Annotated in this window: 21 protein-coding genes; 5 read left to right on the forward strand and 16 right to left on the reverse strand. The window is 68.3% G+C overall.

The window, feature by feature from the left end; all coding sequences use genetic code 11:
- Nucleotides 1-55: 55 nt before the first annotated feature.
- On the forward strand, nucleotides 56-784 hold the full coding sequence (locus tag OG555_RS19480; RefSeq protein WP_329484330.1) for a neutral zinc metallopeptidase: 729 nt from the start codon (nucleotides 56-58) through the stop codon (nucleotides 782-784).
- On the opposite strand, the gene OG555_RS19485 is transcribed toward OG555_RS19480, so the two are convergent.
- The gene (locus OG555_RS19485; protein WP_329484331.1) at nucleotides 777-1232 is read right to left on the reverse strand and encodes a GNAT family N-acetyltransferase; all 456 of its coding nucleotides are present in this window, start codon (nucleotides 1230-1232) and stop codon (nucleotides 777-779) included. The two genes, OG555_RS19480 and OG555_RS19485, sit on opposite strands and share 8 nt — an antisense overlap.
- A 235-nt stretch (nucleotides 1233-1467) precedes the next feature.
- Between OG555_RS19485 and OG555_RS19490 the strand changes: the two genes are divergently transcribed.
- Nucleotides 1468-2034, forward strand: a complete 567-nt coding sequence (locus OG555_RS19490) for a mechanosensitive ion channel family protein (protein ID WP_329484332.1) — start codon at nucleotides 1468-1470, stop codon at nucleotides 2032-2034.
- 62 nt (nucleotides 2035-2096) lie between these two features.
- Here OG555_RS19490 and OG555_RS19495 read toward each other — a convergent pair whose 3' ends face one another.
- The 12 genes from OG555_RS19495 to OG555_RS19550 form a co-directional block, all read right to left on the reverse strand.
- Nucleotides 2097-2618, reverse strand: a complete 522-nt coding sequence (locus tag OG555_RS19495; protein WP_329484333.1) for a hypothetical protein — start codon at nucleotides 2616-2618, stop codon at nucleotides 2097-2099.
- Nucleotides 2619-2651: 33 nt separating this feature from the next.
- Entirely contained in the window at nucleotides 2652-3647 is a 996-nt protein-coding gene (locus tag OG555_RS19500; protein WP_329484334.1) for an N-acetylglucosamine kinase, read from the reverse strand.
- Nucleotides 3644-4897 carry a 6-phospho-beta-glucosidase gene (locus OG555_RS19505; RefSeq protein ID WP_329484335.1) on the reverse strand — a complete coding sequence of 418 codons (1254 nt, stop codon included), beginning with the start codon at nucleotides 4895-4897 and terminating at the stop codon, nucleotides 3644-3646. Before OG555_RS19505 ends, OG555_RS19500 begins: the two co-directional genes overlap by 4 nt.
- A 10-nt stretch (nucleotides 4898-4907) precedes the next feature.
- Complete coding sequence (locus tag OG555_RS19510; protein ID WP_329484336.1) at nucleotides 4908-6095, reverse strand: ROK family transcriptional regulator; 1188 nt, start codon at nucleotides 6093-6095, stop codon at nucleotides 4908-4910.
- 154 nt (nucleotides 6096-6249) lie between these two features.
- Complete coding sequence (locus tag OG555_RS19515) at nucleotides 6250-7227, reverse strand: DUF2891 domain-containing protein (RefSeq protein ID WP_329484337.1); 978 nt, start codon at nucleotides 7225-7227, stop codon at nucleotides 6250-6252.
- Between the two features lie 21 nt (nucleotides 7228-7248).
- Nucleotides 7249-7653, reverse strand: a complete 405-nt coding sequence (locus OG555_RS19520) for a hypothetical protein (RefSeq protein WP_329484338.1) — start codon at nucleotides 7651-7653, stop codon at nucleotides 7249-7251.
- Between the two features lie 19 nt (nucleotides 7654-7672).
- Nucleotides 7673-8350 (reverse strand): uracil-DNA glycosylase, encoded by a 678-nt coding sequence (locus OG555_RS19525; RefSeq protein WP_329484339.1) that lies wholly within the window; start codon nucleotides 8348-8350, stop codon nucleotides 7673-7675.
- A gap of 85 nt (nucleotides 8351-8435) precedes the next feature.
- Nucleotides 8436-8942 carry a DinB family protein gene (locus tag OG555_RS19530; RefSeq protein ID WP_329484340.1) on the reverse strand — a complete coding sequence of 169 codons (507 nt, stop codon included), beginning with the start codon at nucleotides 8940-8942 and terminating at the stop codon, nucleotides 8436-8438.
- A 172-nt stretch (nucleotides 8943-9114) separates the two neighbouring features.
- Entirely contained in the window at nucleotides 9115-9678 is a 564-nt protein-coding gene (locus tag OG555_RS19535) for a DUF1990 family protein (protein ID WP_329484341.1), read from the reverse strand.
- Complete coding sequence (locus OG555_RS19540) at nucleotides 9675-10478, reverse strand: YndJ family protein (RefSeq protein WP_329484342.1); 804 nt, start codon at nucleotides 10476-10478, stop codon at nucleotides 9675-9677. The genes OG555_RS19535 and OG555_RS19540 overlap by 4 nt, the downstream gene beginning before the upstream one ends.
- On the reverse strand, nucleotides 10475-11497 hold the full coding sequence (locus OG555_RS19545; RefSeq protein WP_329484343.1) for an LCP family protein: 1023 nt from the start codon (nucleotides 11495-11497) through the stop codon (nucleotides 10475-10477). The genes OG555_RS19540 and OG555_RS19545 overlap by 4 nt, the downstream gene beginning before the upstream one ends.
- Nucleotides 11498-11580: 83 nt before the next feature.
- Nucleotides 11581-12384: a helix-turn-helix domain-containing protein gene (locus OG555_RS19550; RefSeq protein ID WP_329484344.1), complete on the reverse strand. Its 804-nt coding sequence runs from the start codon at nucleotides 12382-12384 to the stop codon at nucleotides 11581-11583.
- Between the two features lie 71 nt (nucleotides 12385-12455).
- On the opposite strand from OG555_RS19550, the gene OG555_RS19555 reads away from it, so the two are divergent.
- Together OG555_RS19555 and OG555_RS19560 are read left to right on the forward strand one after the other, a co-directional pair.
- Nucleotides 12456-13241, forward strand: a complete 786-nt coding sequence (locus tag OG555_RS19555) for a phytanoyl-CoA dioxygenase family protein (protein ID WP_329484345.1) — start codon at nucleotides 12456-12458, stop codon at nucleotides 13239-13241.
- A 127-nt stretch (nucleotides 13242-13368) separates the two neighbouring features.
- Nucleotides 13369-13662 (forward strand): HU family DNA-binding protein, encoded by a 294-nt coding sequence (locus OG555_RS19560; protein WP_328523980.1) that lies wholly within the window; start codon nucleotides 13369-13371, stop codon nucleotides 13660-13662.
- Here the strand turns inward: OG555_RS19560 and OG555_RS19565 are convergent, their stop codons facing one another.
- Nucleotides 13663-14667 carry an SMP-30/gluconolactonase/LRE family protein gene (locus tag OG555_RS19565; protein WP_329484346.1) on the reverse strand — a complete coding sequence of 335 codons (1005 nt, stop codon included), beginning with the start codon at nucleotides 14665-14667 and terminating at the stop codon, nucleotides 13663-13665.
- A gap of 126 nt (nucleotides 14668-14793) precedes the next feature.
- Here OG555_RS19565 and OG555_RS19570 point away from each other — a divergent pair, with 126 nt between their 5' ends.
- A complete protein-coding gene (locus tag OG555_RS19570; protein ID WP_329484347.1) occupies nucleotides 14794-16749 on the forward strand; it encodes a M13 family metallopeptidase in 1956 nt (651 codons plus the stop codon).
- 59 nt (nucleotides 16750-16808) lie between these two features.
- On the opposite strand, the gene OG555_RS19575 is transcribed toward OG555_RS19570, so the two are convergent.
- Nucleotides 16809-18275, reverse strand: a complete 1467-nt coding sequence (locus OG555_RS19575) for an aminopeptidase P family protein (protein ID WP_329484348.1) — start codon at nucleotides 18273-18275, stop codon at nucleotides 16809-16811.
- A gap of 36 nt (nucleotides 18276-18311) precedes the next feature.
- Nucleotides 18312-18734, reverse strand: a complete 423-nt coding sequence (gene panD, locus OG555_RS19580; protein ID WP_328523975.1) for an aspartate 1-decarboxylase — start codon at nucleotides 18732-18734, stop codon at nucleotides 18312-18314.
- Nucleotides 18735-18803 lie beyond the last annotated feature (69 nt).

Consider the following 18803-nt stretch of genomic DNA (forward strand, 5'->3'; position numbering starts at 1 on the left):
CGCAGTCAGACCAACTCCCACGGTTGCTGTCCCCACGGACGACGACGGATTGGCGATGGAGACCGAGCAAGTACTGCGGCGGAACCAGTTGTACGACGGCGGTCAGGCGGCTGCGGTGCGGTGCCCACGCTCCAGCGCCCGGCTGGCAACCAAGCAGGCGGTGATGCGTTACGCGTCGTCGATCGTCGGCTGCTTGACCAGGTCGTGGACGCCGGCGGTGGAGCGAGCGGGGTTCAAACTCTTTCCGGTCAATGCCGTCCACGCTGCCCCGCGCGGAACCCCATCACCCTGTGGGCCGATGGATACGGACACCGTGGCCTTCTATTGCGACGACGACCGGGGAATCTATCTCGACTGGACCCAGTACATCGCGAAGTCGGCGGACAGCCAGGAGTCGTCGCGGGTCGCGGTCGAGTACACGATGGCGCACGAGTACGGACATCACCTGCAAGCGACGTCGGGGATGTCGTCCGCGTACGACGATCGCTTCTTCGCGGCGAAGTCCGAGACGGCCCGGGTCGCGGAGTCGCGGCGGAACGAGTTGCAGGCCTCGTGCTTCGCGGCAGCGTTCTTCGGGGCGAACCAGAAGACGCTCCAGGTGTACGGCGAACGACTCGAAGACTACGAGTACCACGCGTTCAGTGGTGACGACGCCGACGCGCCCGCGACGGAACGCGGGTACGGATCTCCGAAGACCAACAGGACGTGGGCACGCGCCGCTTTCAAGGCTGAGGGTCCCGGGGCGTGCAACACCTGGGCGGCGCCGGCGAAGCAGGTTAGTTGAGCTTGAGTTTGAAGCCCTCGTGGGAGTTGGTGAAGCCCAGGCGGTCGTAGAAGCGGTGGGCGGCGGTGCGGGTCTTGTCGGAGGTCAGTTGGACCAGGGTGCAGCCGCGGGTGCGGGATTCTTCGATCGCCCACTCGATCAGCGTCGTACCGAGGCCGGAGCCGCGCGCCGGGGCGGCGACGCGGACGGCCTCGATCAGGCCGCGGGAGGAGCCGCGGCGGGACAGGCCGGGGATGATCGTGAGCTGGAGCGTGCCGATCAGTTCGTCGTCGCGTTCGGCAACCACCAGGACTTGGTTCGGGTCGCCGTCGATGAGTTCGAACGCGTGCAGGTACGGTGTCAGGTCGTCGACGGACTCGCGGACGGCGCCGAGCTGGTCGTCGGCGATCATCGCGACGATCCCGGCGACGTCGGCGGCGGTGGCGCGGCGGATCACAACATCGGTCATGACACCAGGATCTCAAGTGGCTGACGCGGTTCAGCGACCGGGGTAACTACCGAAGCACCTCGACGGTACTTGCCTTATGCAAACACTTTCCGCTGGAATACGCGCCGGAGGCGACTGTTTGCCGTATGCAACGAAGGGTACGAGTGATACTGGACACCACTGCATCCGCCCGTGCCGGGGTCGTGTGCGGTGTTGCGCGGCGGCGGATGCGGGCCCAGTCCGGAAGGAAGATCCGATGTTCGCGTTAGCGATCGACTTCACCCAACCGTTCGAAGATGCCTTCAGCAAACTGCTGTCGTTCATCCCGAACCTGCTCGGCGGTCTCGTCATCCTGGTGGTCGGCTACTTCGTCGCCAAGGTGCTCGGGAAGCTCGTCGGCAAGCTGCTCGGCCGGGTCGGGTTCGACCAGTGGATGGAACGAGCCGGCGTGTCCGGCGTGCTGCAGCGGTCCGGCACGGGGCTGACCGCTTCGGCGATGCTGGGCAAGGTCGTGTTCTGGTTCGTGTTCCTGATCAGCTTCACGATGTTCGCCTCCGCGCTCGGCGTACCGGAGATCTCGAACTTCATGAGCGACATGCTCGGCTACATCCCGCGGATCTTCGCGGCGATCGTGATCATCTGCCTGGCCGCGCTGTTCGCGAACTTCCTGGCCGCGATCATGCGCGGTGCCACCGGCAACGAGACGGCCTCGAACGGTACGGCGGGTTACCCGGCCGACCCCCAGCCGCCGGCCACCCACGGCGCTTCCCAGGGCTGGTCCAACGGCACTCCCTCCAACGGCAACTGGCCGGGCGGTCAGTAACCACAAGTGCACCAGCCAGGCGGGCGGCAATCCCAGGGTTGCCGCCCGTCGCCTCTTCGCGGTCAGCTCTGGGTGTCGGGGCCGGCTTGGCGGACGGTTTCTACTTTGGTCATGGCGTCGCGGAGGTCGGCGAGCCAGGTTTCGCTGTGCTGGGCGACGAGTTTGACGCACCAGCCGAGGGCGTCGCTGCGGGAGCGGGCCACGCCGGCGTCGACGAGGGTGTCGAGGACCTGGCGTTCGGGCTGGCGGAGGCGGGTCATCACGGGGGCGGACAGGGACGTGAAGACCGTCTTGGTGTCGCCGCACCGGACGCCCCAGGCGACCTTGCGGCGGGTGGCGTGCTCGAGTTCGCGGGCGATCTCGATCCGGCGCTCCCGGGTGTCCTCGCGGAACTGCTTGATCCGGCCGTCCTCGGCCGCCGACCGCTCGGCGTCGCTCACGCCGTCGGCCTGCTCCGGCGCCAGGATCCGTCCGACGATCAGGATCTCGTCCCGGTCGACGCTCAGCTCCGGCTCGCCCTCGAACCACTCCTTCGGCAGCCGGCCGGTCAGCCAGCCCCGCACTTTCTCATGCTCTGTACTCATGTAATCATGATTACACCTCGACCAAGCCCCTTTTCAAGCCACCCGGACGACGAAGGTGGCCCGCAGCCGGGCCTGGGCCGCGGACCCGGCGGCGGTGTGGTCGAGTCCCAGCAGAGCCGCCCCGACGACAGGCGGTACGTCGACCACCCGCGGGATCGCCTTCGGTGCCACCTCCGCCAGCAGGCGTACGACGCGATCGAGCAGGACCGAGTGTCCGCCGGCGAGCACCCCGCCACCGAGGACCACATGGACAGGTTCGCCGAGCAGCTCGAGCCGGCGCAACGCGCTGAGCGCCATCGCGACGATCTCCTCGGCCTGCTGCTGAATGATGCCAAGGGCAACAACATCTCCGGCTGCCGCGACCTCGAACAGCACCGGCGCCGCCTCCAGTTGTCGCGATTCCGGCAGCTCACCGAAGTGGAACGCCTCGATCAGCGCGGCCAGCGAAGGGAGCCCGAAGTGCGCCGGTAGTGCGGTGAGCAGCGCGGTCGCCGGACCACGGCCGTCATCAGCGCGGGACGCCGACCAGAACGCCTCCTCGGCCAACTGGGCTCCACCGCCCCAATCGCCGGTCAGCTTGCCCAACGCCGGGAACCGGGCGGTCCGCCCGTCCGGCAGCATCCCGGAGCAGTTGATCCCCGCACCACACACCACCGCGACACCCCGCGGTTCGTCCACACCCGAGCGCAGCAAAGCAAACGTGTCATTGGTGACGTACACCGACTCCGCCCAACCGCGCGCCTCGAAGGCGGCGGTCAGCCACTGCTCCTCGATCGGCATGTCCGCGTTCGCCAGGCAGGCGGAGATCTGCTGCACCAGCGGCACCGAGTCGAGCCGCAGGCCGGCCTCCGCGGCCGCGGCCCGGATCATCGGCTCCAAGCCCGCCACCGCGGCGTCGGGTCCAACTTTCTGCGGCTCGAACCCACCACCACGCGCCGTACCGAGGACTGTCCCGTCCGCCGCCACCAGGGCCACGTCCGTCTTGCTGTTCCCCGCGTCGAAGGCGAGCACGCCTCCGGGAACCGTCACGCCCATGGCAGGTACGCCCGGTTGTGGGCCAGGAGCTTGTCCGTCAGTTCGCGCGCGATGGAGATCTGCCCGACCAGCGGATGCGCCAGCAGGGCCTCGAACACCCGCTCCGATCCACCCTTCACGGCAGCCTCGAGCGCCAGGTCCTCGTAAGCAGTCACATGACTGACCAGACCGGCGTACAAAGGCTCCAGAGCGCTGACCGGCTCAGGCGTCGTACCCTCGGCGCCGACCGTCGCCGGCACCTCAATGACAGCATCATCAGGCAGGAAGGGGAACGTGCCGTTGTTGAGTGTGTTCACCACCTGCACGTCACCCGTGTTGTTCAGCAGTGACGACGCGAGTGCGACGGCCGCCTCGGAGTAGTACGCACCGCCTCGCTTCTCCAGCAGTGCGGGCTTCTCGTCGAGCATCGGGTCGGCGTACAGGTCCAGCAACTGCTTCTCGAGTGCTGCCACCTCAGCCGCGCGAGACGGCTTGGTCAGCAGCTCCTGCACAACCTCGTCGTGTGAGTAGTAGTAGCGCAGGTAGTACGACGGAACGACGCCGAGCTGCCGCAGCAACTCAGGCGGCATGTACAGGTCGTCAGACAGCTCAGCCATGTGCTCGGCGAGCAGCGTCGGCAGCATGTCCTCGCCGTTGACCCGGACGGCGCGCTCCCAGGTCAGATGGTTCAGTCCGACGTGGTCCAGCGACACCTCCTCCGGTGTCACCCCCAGCATCCGCGCGAAGTTCCGCTGGAACCCGATGGCCACGTTGCACAACCCGACCGCCTTGTGTCCGTGCGACAGCAGCGCCCGCGTCACGATCCCCACCGGATTGGTGAAGTCGATGATCCACGCGTCCGGGTTGGTACGCCGTACCCGCTCGGCGATGTCCAGTACGACGGGAACCGTGCGCAGCGCCTTCGCCAGACCACCGGCCCCGGTCGTCTCCTGGCCGACGCAACCGCACTCGAGCGGCCACGTCTCGTCCTCGTTGCGCGCGGCCTGTCCGCCAACGCGCAGTTGCAGCAGTACTGCGTCCGCACCGTCGATGCCCGCGTCGAGGTCGGACGTGGTGATCACCCGGCCGGGATGCCCTTGTTTTGCGAGGATCCGGCGGGCCAGGCCACCGACCAGCTCGAGCCGATCGGCCGCTGGATCGACGAGCACCAGCTCGGACACCGGCAGCGTGTCCCGCAGCCGCGCGAAGCCGTCGACGAGTTCCGGCGTGTAGGTGGATCCGCCACCAACGACTGTGAGTTTCACCGTTTGACTCCTAGGGGATCGGTGGACCCGCGGTGTCGAAGACTTCGTCGCGGGTGGTGCTCAGGGCGGACTGGAGTGCTCCGGAGACCACGGGGTCGGTGCCGAGCGCGGTCATCAGCAACCGCGGCCGCGGTACGGCGAGATCGGCCAGCTCGTCCTGGACGAGACTGCGCAGGCGTTCGCCGCCGGCGGTGATCACGCCGCCCGCCAGCACGATCAGTTCCGGATCGACGACCGCGACGATCGCGGCCAGACCGACGGCCAGCCGGTGTGCGAACTCGCTCAGCACCGCATCGCCGGCGCCCTCGGTCTGCAATGCGGCTGCGATCGCGGCCTCCGGCGTACGTGCCTTCAAGCCGTGCGCGCGGGCCAGCTCCAGCACAGGTTCGCCACCGGCGAGCTCCTGGAAACCGCCGGCGTTGCTGCGGCCGACGTTGCGGACCAGCGGCGTACCGGGCAACGGCAGGAACGCGACCTCGCCGGCGCCGCCGGTCGCTCCGCGGTGCAGCCGGCCGTTGATCACGATCGCCGCGCCGATGCCTTCCTCGCCCCACAACAGCACGAAGTTGTCGCTGTCGCGGGCATGGCCGACCCGCTGCTCGGCGACGGCGGCCAGGTTGACGTCGTTCTCGACCTCCAGCGGTACGGCGATCGCCGCCGCCAGCTCCTCGAGCAGGTGCGGGGCGTGCCAGCCGGGCAGGTGGGTCGCGTACCGCAGCCGGCCGGTGGTCGGGTCGAAGCCACCCGGAGTGCCGATCGAGACGCGGTGCAGCCGCTCCCGGTTCAGGCCCGCTTCGCCGGCCGCTCCGTCGAGCGCCTTGAGCACGCGGTCGACGGTGCCCTTGGCGCTCCGGCCGGGGGTGGGCAGCTCGTAGGTGCCGACGACCTTGCCGGTGAGGTCCGCGACGGCCGAGCGTATCCGGGCCGGCGTGACGTCGAGGCCGCCGACGTACGCGATACCGCCGTTGATCTCGTACAGCTGCGCGTTCGGGCCCGGACGGCCGGCGGAGGTGCCGCTGGCGCGGACCAGGCCGGCGGCCTCCAGGCGCGCGAGCAGCTGGGACGCGGTGGGCTTGGACAGGCCGGTGAGGTTGCCCAGGGTGGTGCGGGAGAGCGGGCCCTGGCTGAGCAGCAGGTCGAGGGCGGCGCGGTCGTTCATCGCGCGGAGCAGGCGCGGCGTTCCGGGTGTCGTTGCCATGAGCTAACCCTGCCTCCCGCCGTCGCCCTCGCGTGGTCGGCTCGCGGTCCGTCCCGAACTGTTAGGAAGGTTTCCTATTAAGGCGAGACCGTACGGCGGACCGACGCGGGTGTCAATCGGCGAGGGTGAGTCAGTACCAGTTGGTGCGGAGTGTCTACGCCTGATCGGCGAGCAGGGCGAACGACACCAGCCAATGGGTCGACATGAAGTCTCCGCCGGTCACCATCGGCAGCACTGCCTTGATCTGACGGTCGGCGCCCTCGCGCAATACCTCTGCGACGTCGGGTAGTGCCGGCGCGAGGGTGCGAAGCTGCCAGGCCCGCGACAAGGCCAGGCCGGACAGGTGTGCCAGTTGACCATCGCCGGAGTTGTCGGTGACGGGCACCTCGAGCAGATGCTGGTGTGCATCGACGCCGAGACCTGGCAGGAACGCGGACAGCCAGGTGCTGAACTCGTCGGCCGGGAGGACTCGGCGCATCAACTCCGCCTCGGTCAGCGCCGGCGACAGGAAGTCGGTGCCGGACGGCTCGAAGCGCGTGTCGTACGCCGTGTCCTGGCCGAACCACTCGAGCGCACGGGACCGGATCGCGTCGACCACGTCCGGCCGGTGCAGGTCGTCGTACGCCTCCAGCAGCAGGGCCATGGCGAATGCGGTGTTGAGGTGGACGCCGTGGCGGACCGGGTACGCCTGGCGTGGCAGCCAGCCGAGGACGAGGTCGGCGATGACGTCGCCGAGCGGACTGAGGGCTGCCGCCCAGTTCTTTGCCCCAGGCAACTTACGGGCGGCGGCGACCAGCATCGCCGCCCAGGCCCAGCCGTACGGGCGTTCGTACGCCGGACGCTCGCGCAGGTACGCGACCTCGGTCGCGATCGCCTCGGGGGTGAGGCGCTGATCCAGGACCTCGATCGGGCGCGGGCCGGCCTGGTCCGGTGCCAGCGTGAGCAACCGGACCAGCGACCACTGCATGTGTGCGCTGGAGTGCCAGTCGTAGGACCCGTGGAACGCCGGGTGGAGGCGCTGCGGGGTCACGTCGACGTCGTCCGGACCACTGGACGCGTGCGCGGCGCCGTACGGGTACGGGGTTTCGAGCACCTCACAGGCGATGGCGGCCCAGGCGGCGGCATACTTCAAGGGGACTCCTTAGGAGAGCGGTTACCCGGCGCTGAGCAGGTCCCGGAGATCGGCGAGCGGGACCGCGCCGTCCGCCTTGGCGGCCAACTCGGGATCCACGGTGATCAGGGCGTCGGCCTGGAGTTTGGTCACGGCCAGATACTCGGCGTCCCGGAGGGTGTCCCAGTCACGCTCGAGGGCGATGTCCCACGCGGTCCGCCGGGACACCCGGTCGCCCAGCGTGCGGATCTTGAGCTCCGTCATGCGCTCGTGCAGTTGCAGCGCCTCCTTCACGGAGCGCGCCCCTTGCTGGACCTCACGCAGCAGTAACTGCAGGGCGTCCGACCGGATCGCGTTGGGTGCGACCAGTTGATGAGTGGGATCGATGGTCGAGCCATCGGCCACGAGGTGCAGAAGAGTGGGGGCGTCTATCACGTAACGTGCCATGCCCGCAGCATGGCACTGACTACGGGAGGCGCCAGTCGATCGGGGTGGCGCCTTGTTCGACCAGGAGGGCGTTGACCCGGCTGAACGGGCGGGAGCCGAAGAAGCCACGATCGGCGGACATCGGACTCGGGTGCGCGCTCTCGACGTACGGCGTACTCCCGAGCATCGGCTTGAGCGTCTGGGCGTCGCGGCCCCAGAGGATCGCGACGAGTGGGCCGCCGCGCTTCACCAGTGCGTGGATGGCCTGTTCGGTGACGGTCTCCCAGCCCTTGCCGCGGTGCGAGCCCGACTTGCCCGGCTGCACGGTCAGCACTCTGTTCAGCAGCAGCACGCCCTGCTCGGTCCACGGCGTCAGGTCGCCGTTCGACGGAGCCGGCACGCCGACGTCCGCCATCAACTCGCGGTAGATGTTGGCCAGGCTCCGCGGGATCGGCCGCACATCAGGCGCCACCGAGAAGCTGAGCCCGACCGGGTGCCCCGGCGTCGGATACGGATCCTGCCCGACGATCAGCACCCTCACCTGCCCCAACGGTCTCTTGAACGCCCTGAGGACGTTCTCACCCGCGGGCAGGTACGGGCGGCCGGCGGCGATCTCGCCACGCAGAAACTCACCCATCTTGGTGATTGTGTCCTCGACCGGCGAGAGTGCTTCCGCCCAGTCCGGGGCAACCAGATCCGACAACGTCTTCGGGCTCACCCACCACAGTTTCGCAGCACGCCGCACCGCGGTGCATCCAGGGTGGTCCTCTGGCGTTCGCGTGTCGGTCAGCCTCCGCGGCAGGCTATTCGCCCGTGGCGCCGTCGATGCGTTCGCGGAGGAAGTCCGCGTGGCCGTTGTGGCGCGCGTACTCCTCGATCATGTGCAGGTAGATCCACCGCAGCGTGTAGTCCTCGCCGGGCATGGCTTCGTCGAGACTGCGGCCGGCCACGGCCTCACGCGACCGGGCGACACTCGCTTGGTAGCTGGCCAGGTCGTCGGCGGCACGCGCGCTGTCGACCGCGTCGGAGCCTTCTCTCGATCCCGGCACGTAGTCCCAGAAGTACATGTGGTCCGGTTGGCCATCGTACGCATGGAACCATGCCTCGACTGCAGAAAGGTGCCGAACAAGGCCGAGCAGTGAGAGCGTCGACGGCGGCACCGACCGCAGCGCCAGTTGTTCCGGCGTCAGCCCGCCACATTTCAGCAGTAATGTCGTGCGCTGGAACTCGAGGCGGTCCTCGAGCGCGGCCCGCTCGTCGATCGGGTTGTTCGGCGGCTCGGGTCGCTCGGGCGTGGTCCATGTCGACACTCCGGCGACCTTACCTACGCGTCGACCCCTTAGCCAGCCAGCGAGCGAGTCCACGGTCGATGGGAGGGTGGCCGATCGTCTTGTTTTGTTGGCGTGTTGGTCATCTGATCCATTTGAAGCGACTGGTACAAAGGACCCGGCCCCGCAAAGGTATGAGCTTGCGGGGCCTTTGCTAGGGAGTGGAGAGGGTTTGGAGGGCGCGGGCGTAGCGCCGGGCGGCCAGTTGTTGGGCTGTGCGGGTGGCGGGGCCGGCCAGGCGGGTGTACCAGGTGGCGGCGCGGCTGTAGGCGCGGATGGTGAAGTGGATGCCGTCGGGGTCGCTGGTGACGACGAAGGACTCCTCGCCGGACTCCGGGTGGCCTTCGAGGGTGCCGTACGCGAAGCCGATGCGGTCGGGCTCGTCCACGGTCCAGACGACCCGGCAGGGGACCGGGAGGCCGACCATGCCGAGCGGGGTCATGGTGCGGAGGCGGCCGATCAGCATGCCGGCGCCGAGGCGGCCGAGGCTGTTGGTGCCGATCGTCGGGGGTGTGTCGGTCGCCGTCATCGGCAAGCCAGCAGCCCGGTGCATGCGCCAGTTCAGCAGCGCCTCTCCGGCTCGGGCGAACACCTCACCCCCCGCACCGATCCGGGTCCGGTACTCGAGTCGGTGGTAGCCCGGCGGCGTCTCGTCGTACCGGGTGGAGCCGACCACGTCGTAGTTGAACCGCAGTGCCGCCAAGTCGTCGAGCTTCATCGAACACCCTCCCCAAGTCGTCGCCAGGCCAGCAGCCCGCAGAGCGCGAACCCGATCGCGTTCGCCAGCCCGTGCGTGGCGGCCATCCACTCCAACGGTAGATAAGGCGTGTCTACGACATGCCCCAAGGCCCAACTGAGTGCCAGCAGCATCGTCACCACGAGCACGGACGCCGAGACGATCAGGAGGGCCGCTGTGGCTCGGTCTGCTTGATGTGACCGTCGCCAGAGATTCCAGCCGACCAGCCACATGCCAGTCGTCAGCACGGCGGCTCCCGCGAGTTCCACCGGGTCACCCAGGAAGAAGCCGAGCAGTACGACGCCAGTGCCGAGGGGAACGCTGATTGCGGCCGCAGTGGTTGCGGGAGTCAGTGAGTCCGCCACCAGATAGGCGATGAGCGCGGCCGCGAAGCCGGCGAAGTGGAAGTGGGCGACTGTGAGGGACAGAACCGTCAGGTTGAAGCCGAACAGTTCGTACGACGATCGCTCGGCAACCAGTGCGAGTGCGGCGATGGACGGAGTGGCGAGTGCGGTGTAGAGCGCGATCTCGCGGGGCCGGATCACCTTGTAGTGAAGGAAGTGACGAGCAGCGAGGGTGATCAGGACGAGCGTACCCGCGAGATAGATCGCCGCGAGTGTGATGGACACGGCGCCGCGCGGCAGCCAGAGCGAGATCACCCCGGGCACAGCGAACGCGAACCACCAGCGGGGGCTGGTGGTTCGCGTCGGCAGGAGGGTGAGCCCGAGCGGTACGACGACGAGCATGCCCAGGCTCACCACGGCATGGACAAGGACGGTCAACTGCTCTTCAGACCTGTCGTGTTGCCGGACTTGAGGGCGTTGAAGAGAGCCTTGGCCTTGGCGGTGTCCCACTTCACCGCGACACCCCGGTTCTGGCCCAACTGGTAGTTGTCATCGCTGATCGGGACGGTCAGGGTGATGCCGCCGCTCCCGGAGACGGCCCGCATGCCGCGGGCGAACCGGATGAAGTCGAACAGGCTCATGTCCTTGTCGACGGTCAGCGCGTCCACACCCTTGGTGGCGACGCTGTAGTAGCGGATCGGGTTCAGGAACGTCGTCGGCGAGCTGGCCTTCTTCGCCACCGCGCCGACCATCGCGCGCTGCCGCTCGACCCGGCCGAAGTCGTTGTTGCCGTCGGCGTGCCGGGAGCGGACGTAGCCGAGCGCGTTCACGCCGTTGAGCTGCTGGCAGCCGGCCGGCAGGTTGATGTGCGCCTGGGGGTCCTTCATTGCCTTGGGCAAGCACATGTTGATGCCGCCGATGCTGTCGATCACCGAGGCGAAGCCGCCGAAGCCGACCTCGACGTAGTGGTCGATCCGGAGCCCGGTCACGTTCTCGATCGTCTCGATCAGCAGCGCCGGGCCCTTGTTGAAGGCGGCGTTGATCTTCTGCTTGCCCGACACCCCTGGGATGTTGACCGCGCTGTCGCGCGGGATGCTGATCAGGACCGTCGGCCCGGAGTCGGGGACGTGCATCACCATGATGGAGTCGGTCCGGGGCGGCCCGGCGTCCGAGCCGGTGTGGAGCCGCGCGCGCTCGGCGCGGGTGAGGTCCTCGCGGGCGTCCGATCCGACCATCAGGTACGTCGTACCGGACGTCTCGGCCGGCCTGCTGCCGGTCGGCATCGCGTCGATCTTGTCGATCCGGCTCCACGCGTACAGCGGGACCGCGACCAGCATGAGGATGAACAGCAGGACGATCAGTCCGACGGTGCGGAGGAACCAGTTGCGCCGCTTCTTCGGGCGGGCCTGCGGCGGCCGGTTCGCGTATCGCGGGTCGATGGGCTGCGGTTGACTCATACCCACGACCGTATCGGTGCCGGCGTCTGCGCACGTCACCCCACTGAACGGTTTTACACGTCGGAAAGTCGGCACCGCCTCCTTCAGAAGGAGGATTTTCGCCCCGAGACCGAACCAAACCGCCGGAACGCGCGCGGCGAAACCCCTACTCGTGCGGTGAACAAGCGGGTGAAGTAGGCGGGATCGTCGTACCCGACCTGCCGGGCGATCGCGGCGACCGACAGGTCCTCCTCGGCGAGCAAACTCTTTGCAGTGTTGAGTCTTGTGGTCAAGACCAGTTCCTGCGGTGTTGAGCCAGTGGTACGGCGCACCGCCTCGCGCAACTCCTTCACGCTGAGTCCGAGCTCGGCGGCATAGTCCTGAACGGTCATCGGGGTGCAAGCGAGCTCTGCCAGTTGCGCAGCCACCCCGTCACCAGACGAAGGCGCCGCCCGAGCTATGAGGTCATACAACGCTGCGACGGTCTGTACTGCGTTGTGCGTCGTGCTGACGCGTAGGAGTCGAGTGAAAGCGCGATCGACCGGCCGTGGGTCGGCGAACCGGCGGACCGGTTGGCTGATGTCCAGATGGCCGAGTGTTGTGAGCGCTGCGGTCGCGGGACCGCTGAAGAGTGTCCACACTTGTCGCCAGCGAGTCGTCGGCCGATAGCCGTGCAGAACGCCGGGGTAGAGCCAGAGCATCGCGGGTGCTCGCACTTCGTAGAGCTGACGATCGGGGCCGTGCAGCAACTGGCCGCGGCCCTCCTTGAGCCAGACCAGGGCATGGCAACCGAGGGCGCGTTCCGGCGTGGCGCCAGGCCGGTTGTCCTGCTCGCCGGCACCGAGGCAGCAGAGTCCAAGTTGGCGTTCAGTCGCACCTGGAGTCAGGTAGATCGACCAGTTCGGCACGGAACAAGAGTCCAAGAAGTGATCGCCGATGTCCATTCCGATGGTTGACGGCGTGCGGTGGAATTGTGGACGTGCTGACTTCGAATGGGTACGTGCTGGATGAACGGCGGGTCGGGGAACTGAGCGTCGTGCCGGAGAGGGAGCGGGGTGAGCTGCACGGGTTGCGGGAGCGGTTGCGGCGGGACGGATACCTGTACCTGACGGGGTTGCTGGACGCTGAGGTGGTGCAGGGCTTCCGGGAGTACTACTTCGGGCTGACCGGTGCTGCTGCCGATAGACCGTCGTACCGGAAGGTGCTCTTCGACCAGATCGTGCCGGGACCGGAGTACGCCGCCTTCTGTGCGCAGCCGGCGCTCAAGGGGTGGTTCGAGTGGTTCCTCGGCGGGGAGCCGTTTCTGCACAAGCGGAAGATCATCCGGCAGACCGCGCCGGGCGAGAACGGCATCGGTACGGCGACGCAGGCGCACTATGACCTGGTGTACCTCAGAGGGGGCAGCGACCAAGTGCTGTCGGCGTGGATCCCGCTCGGCGATTGTCCGGTCAGCAGAGGCGGTCTGACCTATCTGGAGGGCAGCCACCACCGAGTGCTCGCGGAGGAGGCCGCCGGCACGCTCAAGCGACCCGCCGCCTCGATGACTGCGGACCTGCCCGGCCTGGCCGTGCAGTACAACGCCAACTGGCTGGTCACCGACTACGCGGCCGGTGACGTGGTCATCCACACCGCCCACACGATCCACGCGGCCCTGGACAACGTGTCGACTGAGATGCGGCTGTCGACCGACATCCGCTACCAGTTCGCCGACGACGCCATCGACGGGCGCTGGCAGAACCACTGGCACGATCAGGACGGCCTCTGAAGACGGTCACTCCGGCGGCAAAGTTCCCTCGGCTCCGGGTTTGACCGGAATGCGGATGCTTCTCGCTAACGACAATCATTTCGGCTTAAGGTGCCGATCGAAGGGTTGGTCGAGTCTGAGGAGAGCTGTGAACCGCAACGAGTTGGTCGCCGGGGTGGCGCAGAAGGCGGGCATTCCACGGAACCAGGCCGAGAAGGTCCTCGACGCGCTGGGCGATGTCGTCACCGAAGCCGTACATAAGGGCGACAAGGTCTCGCTGACCGGCCTGCTGAGCATCGAGCGCGTGCTGCGCGCCCCGCGCACCGGCCGCAACCCGCAGACCGGTGAGCCCCTCTCGATCCCGGCCAACTACTCCGTCCGCCTGTCCTGCGGAAGTCGCCTCAAAGCCGCGGCCCGGGGCGACCTCCGCACTGTCTCCTGACTACTGCGCCGGCGCCAGGAACCGGATGCGGTCGCACTCGCCTTCGTCGACCGCGTGCTTGATCGGCTTGGTCGTCGCTGAGATCGCTGTGGCCCAGTACGCCGTGGTCGGCGTCGGCGGCGTGGTGAACCGGGCGTTCGGCAGGTAGAGCCGGTCGCCGAAGGCCGCGGCGGTCGTCGGTACGTCGAAGTCCGGGCTGGTGACCTCCCGGACCAGCGTGCCCTTGGTGCCGGACTGGTTCAGCGTGAGGACGGCGACCTTGTTCAGTAGGTTCTGGACGACGAACAGGGTCCGGCCGATCAGCAGCAGGCCGTCGCCGTTCGTCATCACGGCGTCGCCGATGTCGATCCGCCTGGTGACTCCGGTCCGTGGGTCGACCCGGAACAGGAAGCCGGTCGAGGACTGCACGATGATCAGCGCGCGGCCGTCCGGGGTCAGGGCGATGCCGTTCGCGTTGGTGCCCGCGGTGTGCTGGTAGTCGCCACTCAGTGGGAGGGTCTGGGCCTTCGCGGGCAGCTTGCCGTGCCGGCCGAGCGGGAGCTTGTAGAGCACCGGCTGCCGCGAGTCGGTGAACCAGGCCGCGTTCTTGCTCAGGATCACGTCGTTCACGAACGTGTCCGCCGACGTGGTGAAGGTATAGCTGGCCAGAACGCGCCCCGTCCGGGTGTCGATCACCCGTCCGTTGCCACCGCCGGCACCGGCGACGAACAGCCGGCCGAAGTGGTCCACCTTCATTCCGAGCGAGCCGGTGCCCGGCCCTTGGCTGATCACCTTGCCGGTGCCGGTCTTCAGGTCGACGGCGAAGATGTCCCCGTCGGCGCGGGAGCCGAAGTACGCCGTACCGCGGGCGATCGCGATGCCTTCCGGCTGGAACCCGTCGGGCAGGTTGAGCTTGGTGGGCGCTCCGGTTGTGGGCGCGGCGGTGGCGACCGAGGTGCTCACCAGACCCAGCATCAGTGCGGGCACGCTCACCAGCGTGGCGAGGCGGCGGACGAGGTGCGACATGGCGGGGTCCTCCTGATCCGGTCCTTTACCAGGACAACGAGCCGGGCCTGTGGAAAGTTCATAACAGCCCGGGCGGCAACCGGGTATGTTCGCTGGCAGATACTCCACACGCGACAAGGGGCAGGGATGACAGCAGGGATCGACAGTTCGAGTCTGTCCGGCACGGTGCGGCCGCAGGACGACCTGTACCGCTATGCGAACGGGCCGTGGCTGGAGGAGCACGAGATTCCGGCGGACAAGGCCATCTACGGCGCCTTCCACGCGCTCTGGGACACCGCCGAGCAGGACGTCCGCGCGATCGTGGAGAAGTCCGTCGCAGCCGGGCATCCCGAGGGCAGCGAGCCGCGGAAGATCGCTGATCTGTACAGCAGCTTCATGGACGAGGAGGCGATCGAGCGACTCGGCGCCGAGCCGATCGCCGAGCAGCTCGCCCTGGTCCGCGGGGTCGAGGACCTGCCCGGCCTGGTCGCGGCCCTCGGACAGCTCGAGCTGCAGGGCGTGCCGGGAGTCTTCCATTACTGGGTCGACGCCGACGCCAAGAAGTCCGACGAGAACATCGTCTACCTCACCCAGGGCGGTCTCAGCCTGCCCGACGAGTCGTACTACCGCGAAGACAGCTTCGCCGAGGTGCGTACGGCGTACGTCGCGCACGTGACGCGGATGCTCGAGCTCGCGGGGCTGCCCGATCCGGCCGGTGCCGCGGAGCGGATCATGGAGCTGGAGACCCGGGTCGCCGGCGCGCACTGGGACCGGGTCAAGAACCGCGACGTCCAGCTGACCTACAACAAGGTCGACCGGGCCGGGCTGGAAGAGCTGACCCCCGGCTTCGACTGGTCGACGTGGCTGACGGGTGCCGGCGCACCGGAGAGCGCCTTCGCAGAGGTCGTCGTTCGCGAGCCCGACTTCTTCACCGCGGCCGCCGCGGCGTTGCAGGAGATCGAGCTGGACCGGTGGAAGGAGTGGCTGAGCTGGCGCATCGTGCACAGCGCGGCGCCACTGCTGAGCACGGCCTTCGTCGATGAGAACTTCGCCTTCTACGGCAAGACGCTGACCGGTGCGCCCGAGCTGCGCGAGCGGTGGAAGCGCGGCGTCGGCGCGGTCGAGTCCGCGCTGGGCGAGGCGCTCGGCAAGCTGTACGTCGCCGAGCACTTCCCGCCGGCCGCCAAGGCCCGCATGGTCGAGCTCGTCCAGAACCTGGTCGAGGCGTACCGGCAGCGGATCGAGGCGCTGGACTGGATGGGTCCGGACACCCGGCAGCGGGCGCTCGACAAGCTTGGGACGTTCGTGCCGAAGATCGGCTACCCGGACGAGTGGAAGGACTACGGCGCGCTCGACGTCGACCCGGCCGACCTGTTCGGGAACGTACGCCGGTCGGTCGCGGTGGAGACCGCGCGCGACCTGGCCAAGCTCGGGCAGCCGGTGGACCGGAACGAGTGGAAGATGACGCCGCAGACGGTCAACGCGTACTACAACCCGCGGATGAACGAGATCGTCTTCCCGGCCGGCATCCTGCAGCCGCCGTTCTTCGACCTGGACGCCGACGACGCGGTCAACTACGGCGCGATCGGCGCCGTGATCGGGCACGAGATCGGCCACGGGTTCGACGACCAGGGTTCGCGGTACGACGGCGAGGGCAACCTGAACGACTGGTGGACCGACGAGGACCGCGCCGCGTTCGAGCAGCGCACCGACAAGCTCGTCGCGCAGTACGACGTCCTGTCGCCGGACGAGACGCCCGGGCAGCACGTGAACGGCAAGCTCACGCTGGGCGAGAACATCGGCGACCTGGGCGGGCTGTCGATCGCGTACGTCGCCTACCAGCTGTCGCTGGACGGTGGCGAGGCGCCGGAGGTCGGCGGGCTGCGTGGGAGCGAGCGGTTCTTCGTGTCGTGGGCGCACGCCTGGTCGACGAAGACGCGGCCCGAAGAGGCGGCGCGGCGGCTGGCGATCGACCCGCACTCGCCGCCGGAGTTCCGCTGCAACGCGGTGGTGAAGAACATCGACGAGTTCCACCAGACCTACGGCATCACCGAGGCCGACGGCATGTGGCTGTCCCCCGAGAACCGCGTCCGCATCTGGTGACAAACGAACGGCAGCTCGCCGCCTGGGCGGCGAGCTGCCGGGTAGTTGCTGGTGCTTGGCTAGGAGGCCATCCAGTTCTGGAGGCCTTCGATGTCGCGGGGCATGGCTTCGGAGAGGTTCTCGGCACCGTCGTCGGTGACCAGGATGTCGTCCTCGATCCGGATGCCGATACCGCGCAGGTCCTCCGGCACGGTCAGGTCGTCGGCCTGGAAGTACAGGCCCGGCTCGACCGTCAGCACATAGCCGGTCTCCAGCTCGCCCTTGCCGAAGAACTCGCTGCGTGCCGCCGCGCAGTCGTGGACGTCGAGACCGAGCATGTGGCTGACCCCGTGCAGCGTGTACCGCTGGTACAGCCTGCTCTCCGGGTCCAGCGCCTCCTCCGCCGAGACCGGCAGCAGGTCCATCGCGTCGAGACCGTGCACGATGACCTCCATCGCGGCCTCGTGCGCGGCGCGGAACGCGGCGCCCGGCCGGACCGCGGCGATGCCCGCGTTCTGCGCGTCCAGCACCAGTTGGTAGAGGTCGCGCTGGCGCGGGGTGAACTCGCCGTTCACCGGCAGCGTGCGGGTGATGTCCGCGGTGTAGAGCCGGCGGTTCTCCACACCCATGTCGAGCAGCATCAGCGTGCCGTCGGCCACTGCGCCGTCGTTCTCGATCCAGTGCAGCGTGGTCGCGTGCGGTCCGGCCGCGGCGATCGAGGTGTACCCGACGTCGTTGCCCTCAGCCCGGGCCCGGCGCCAGAACGTGCCCTCGATCCAGCGTTCGCCGTACTCGCGGACCTTGTCCATCTCCGCGAGTACGTCGGAGAAGCCGCGGTGCGTGATCGCGACCGCGTCGCGGAGCTGCTCGAGCTCGAACGGGTCCTTGACGAGCCGGAGCTTGGACAGCATGGCGGCGAGTTCCTGGTCACGGTCCGCGTCGGTCTTCGCGCCGCTGAGCACGGACGTGAGTGAGGCGTCCTCACCTCGCCGGACGCGGGTCGGCACATCGCTCTTGAGCGCGTCCGCGAGCCGGTCGACGTGCCGGGTCTCGATGCCGAACTCCTTGGCGGTCTCGGTCAGCGACGGACGCCGGCCGGCCCAGAGTTCGCCGTACATCCGGTCGCGCCAGAACTCCTCGCCCTCGCCACGGTCGGCGCGCGGGCGGAAGTACAGGACGGAGTCGTGGCCGCTGGTGCCGTTCGGCTCCAGCACCAGCACGGCGTCCGAGGTCTGGTCGCCGGCCAGCCAGACGTAGTCGGTGTGCGGGCGGAACACGTAGTCGGTGTCGTTCGAGCGGACCTTGTAGGTGCCCGCCGGGACGACGAGCCGCTCCCCGGGGAACGCCTGCGACAGCGCATCCCGCCGCTTCGCCGCCCACACGCCCACGTCGCTGAGCGTCACGTCCTGCCGCTCGGAATCGGCCCAGCCCGAGTTCATGAACGCGCGAAGCTTCGGGCTCGGCTCGTTGTCGTGGGACGCGGTCTTCGGGGCGGCGCTCTCGGTCGCGGCGTTCTCGGCTGCGGTCGTCTCAGTCGTGTCGGTCATGGTCGACCAGTCCTCATCTCGGCGCGCGGTCTGCGTTCAGCGCTTGGTGTGCAAATGGTCACCGCGGAGCGTGCCGCTGTCGGGCAGCGCCTCGGCGGGGTCCGAGCCGATGCGGGTGATCGCATTGTGCTCGTCCACGAAGACTACGCTCGGCTCGAACACCTTCGCCTCCGTGGTGTCGAACATCCCGTACGCGATCAGGATGACCAGATCGCCCGGATGGATCAGGTGCGCCGCGGCCCCGTTGATCCCGACCACCCCGGACCCCCGCGGCCCCTCGATCAGGTACGTCGACAACCGGTTCCCGTTGGTGATGTCGACGATGTCGACCTTCTCGCCGGGCAGCAGGTCGGCCGCCGCCATCAGCTCGGCGTCCAGCGTGCACGACCCGACGTAATCCAGATCGGCCTGCGTCACCGTCGCCCGGTGCACCTTCGACTTCATCATCTCCCGCAGCATGCGCGCCATGATCCAGCCTGGCCCCCGACCCTGTCAGTGGCGACCGTCACCTGCCCGGCCCCGGGCCGG

The organism is Kribbella sp. NBC_01484 (assembly GCF_036227145.1).
Taxonomy (GTDB): domain Bacteria; phylum Actinomycetota; class Actinomycetes; order Propionibacteriales; family Kribbellaceae; genus Kribbella.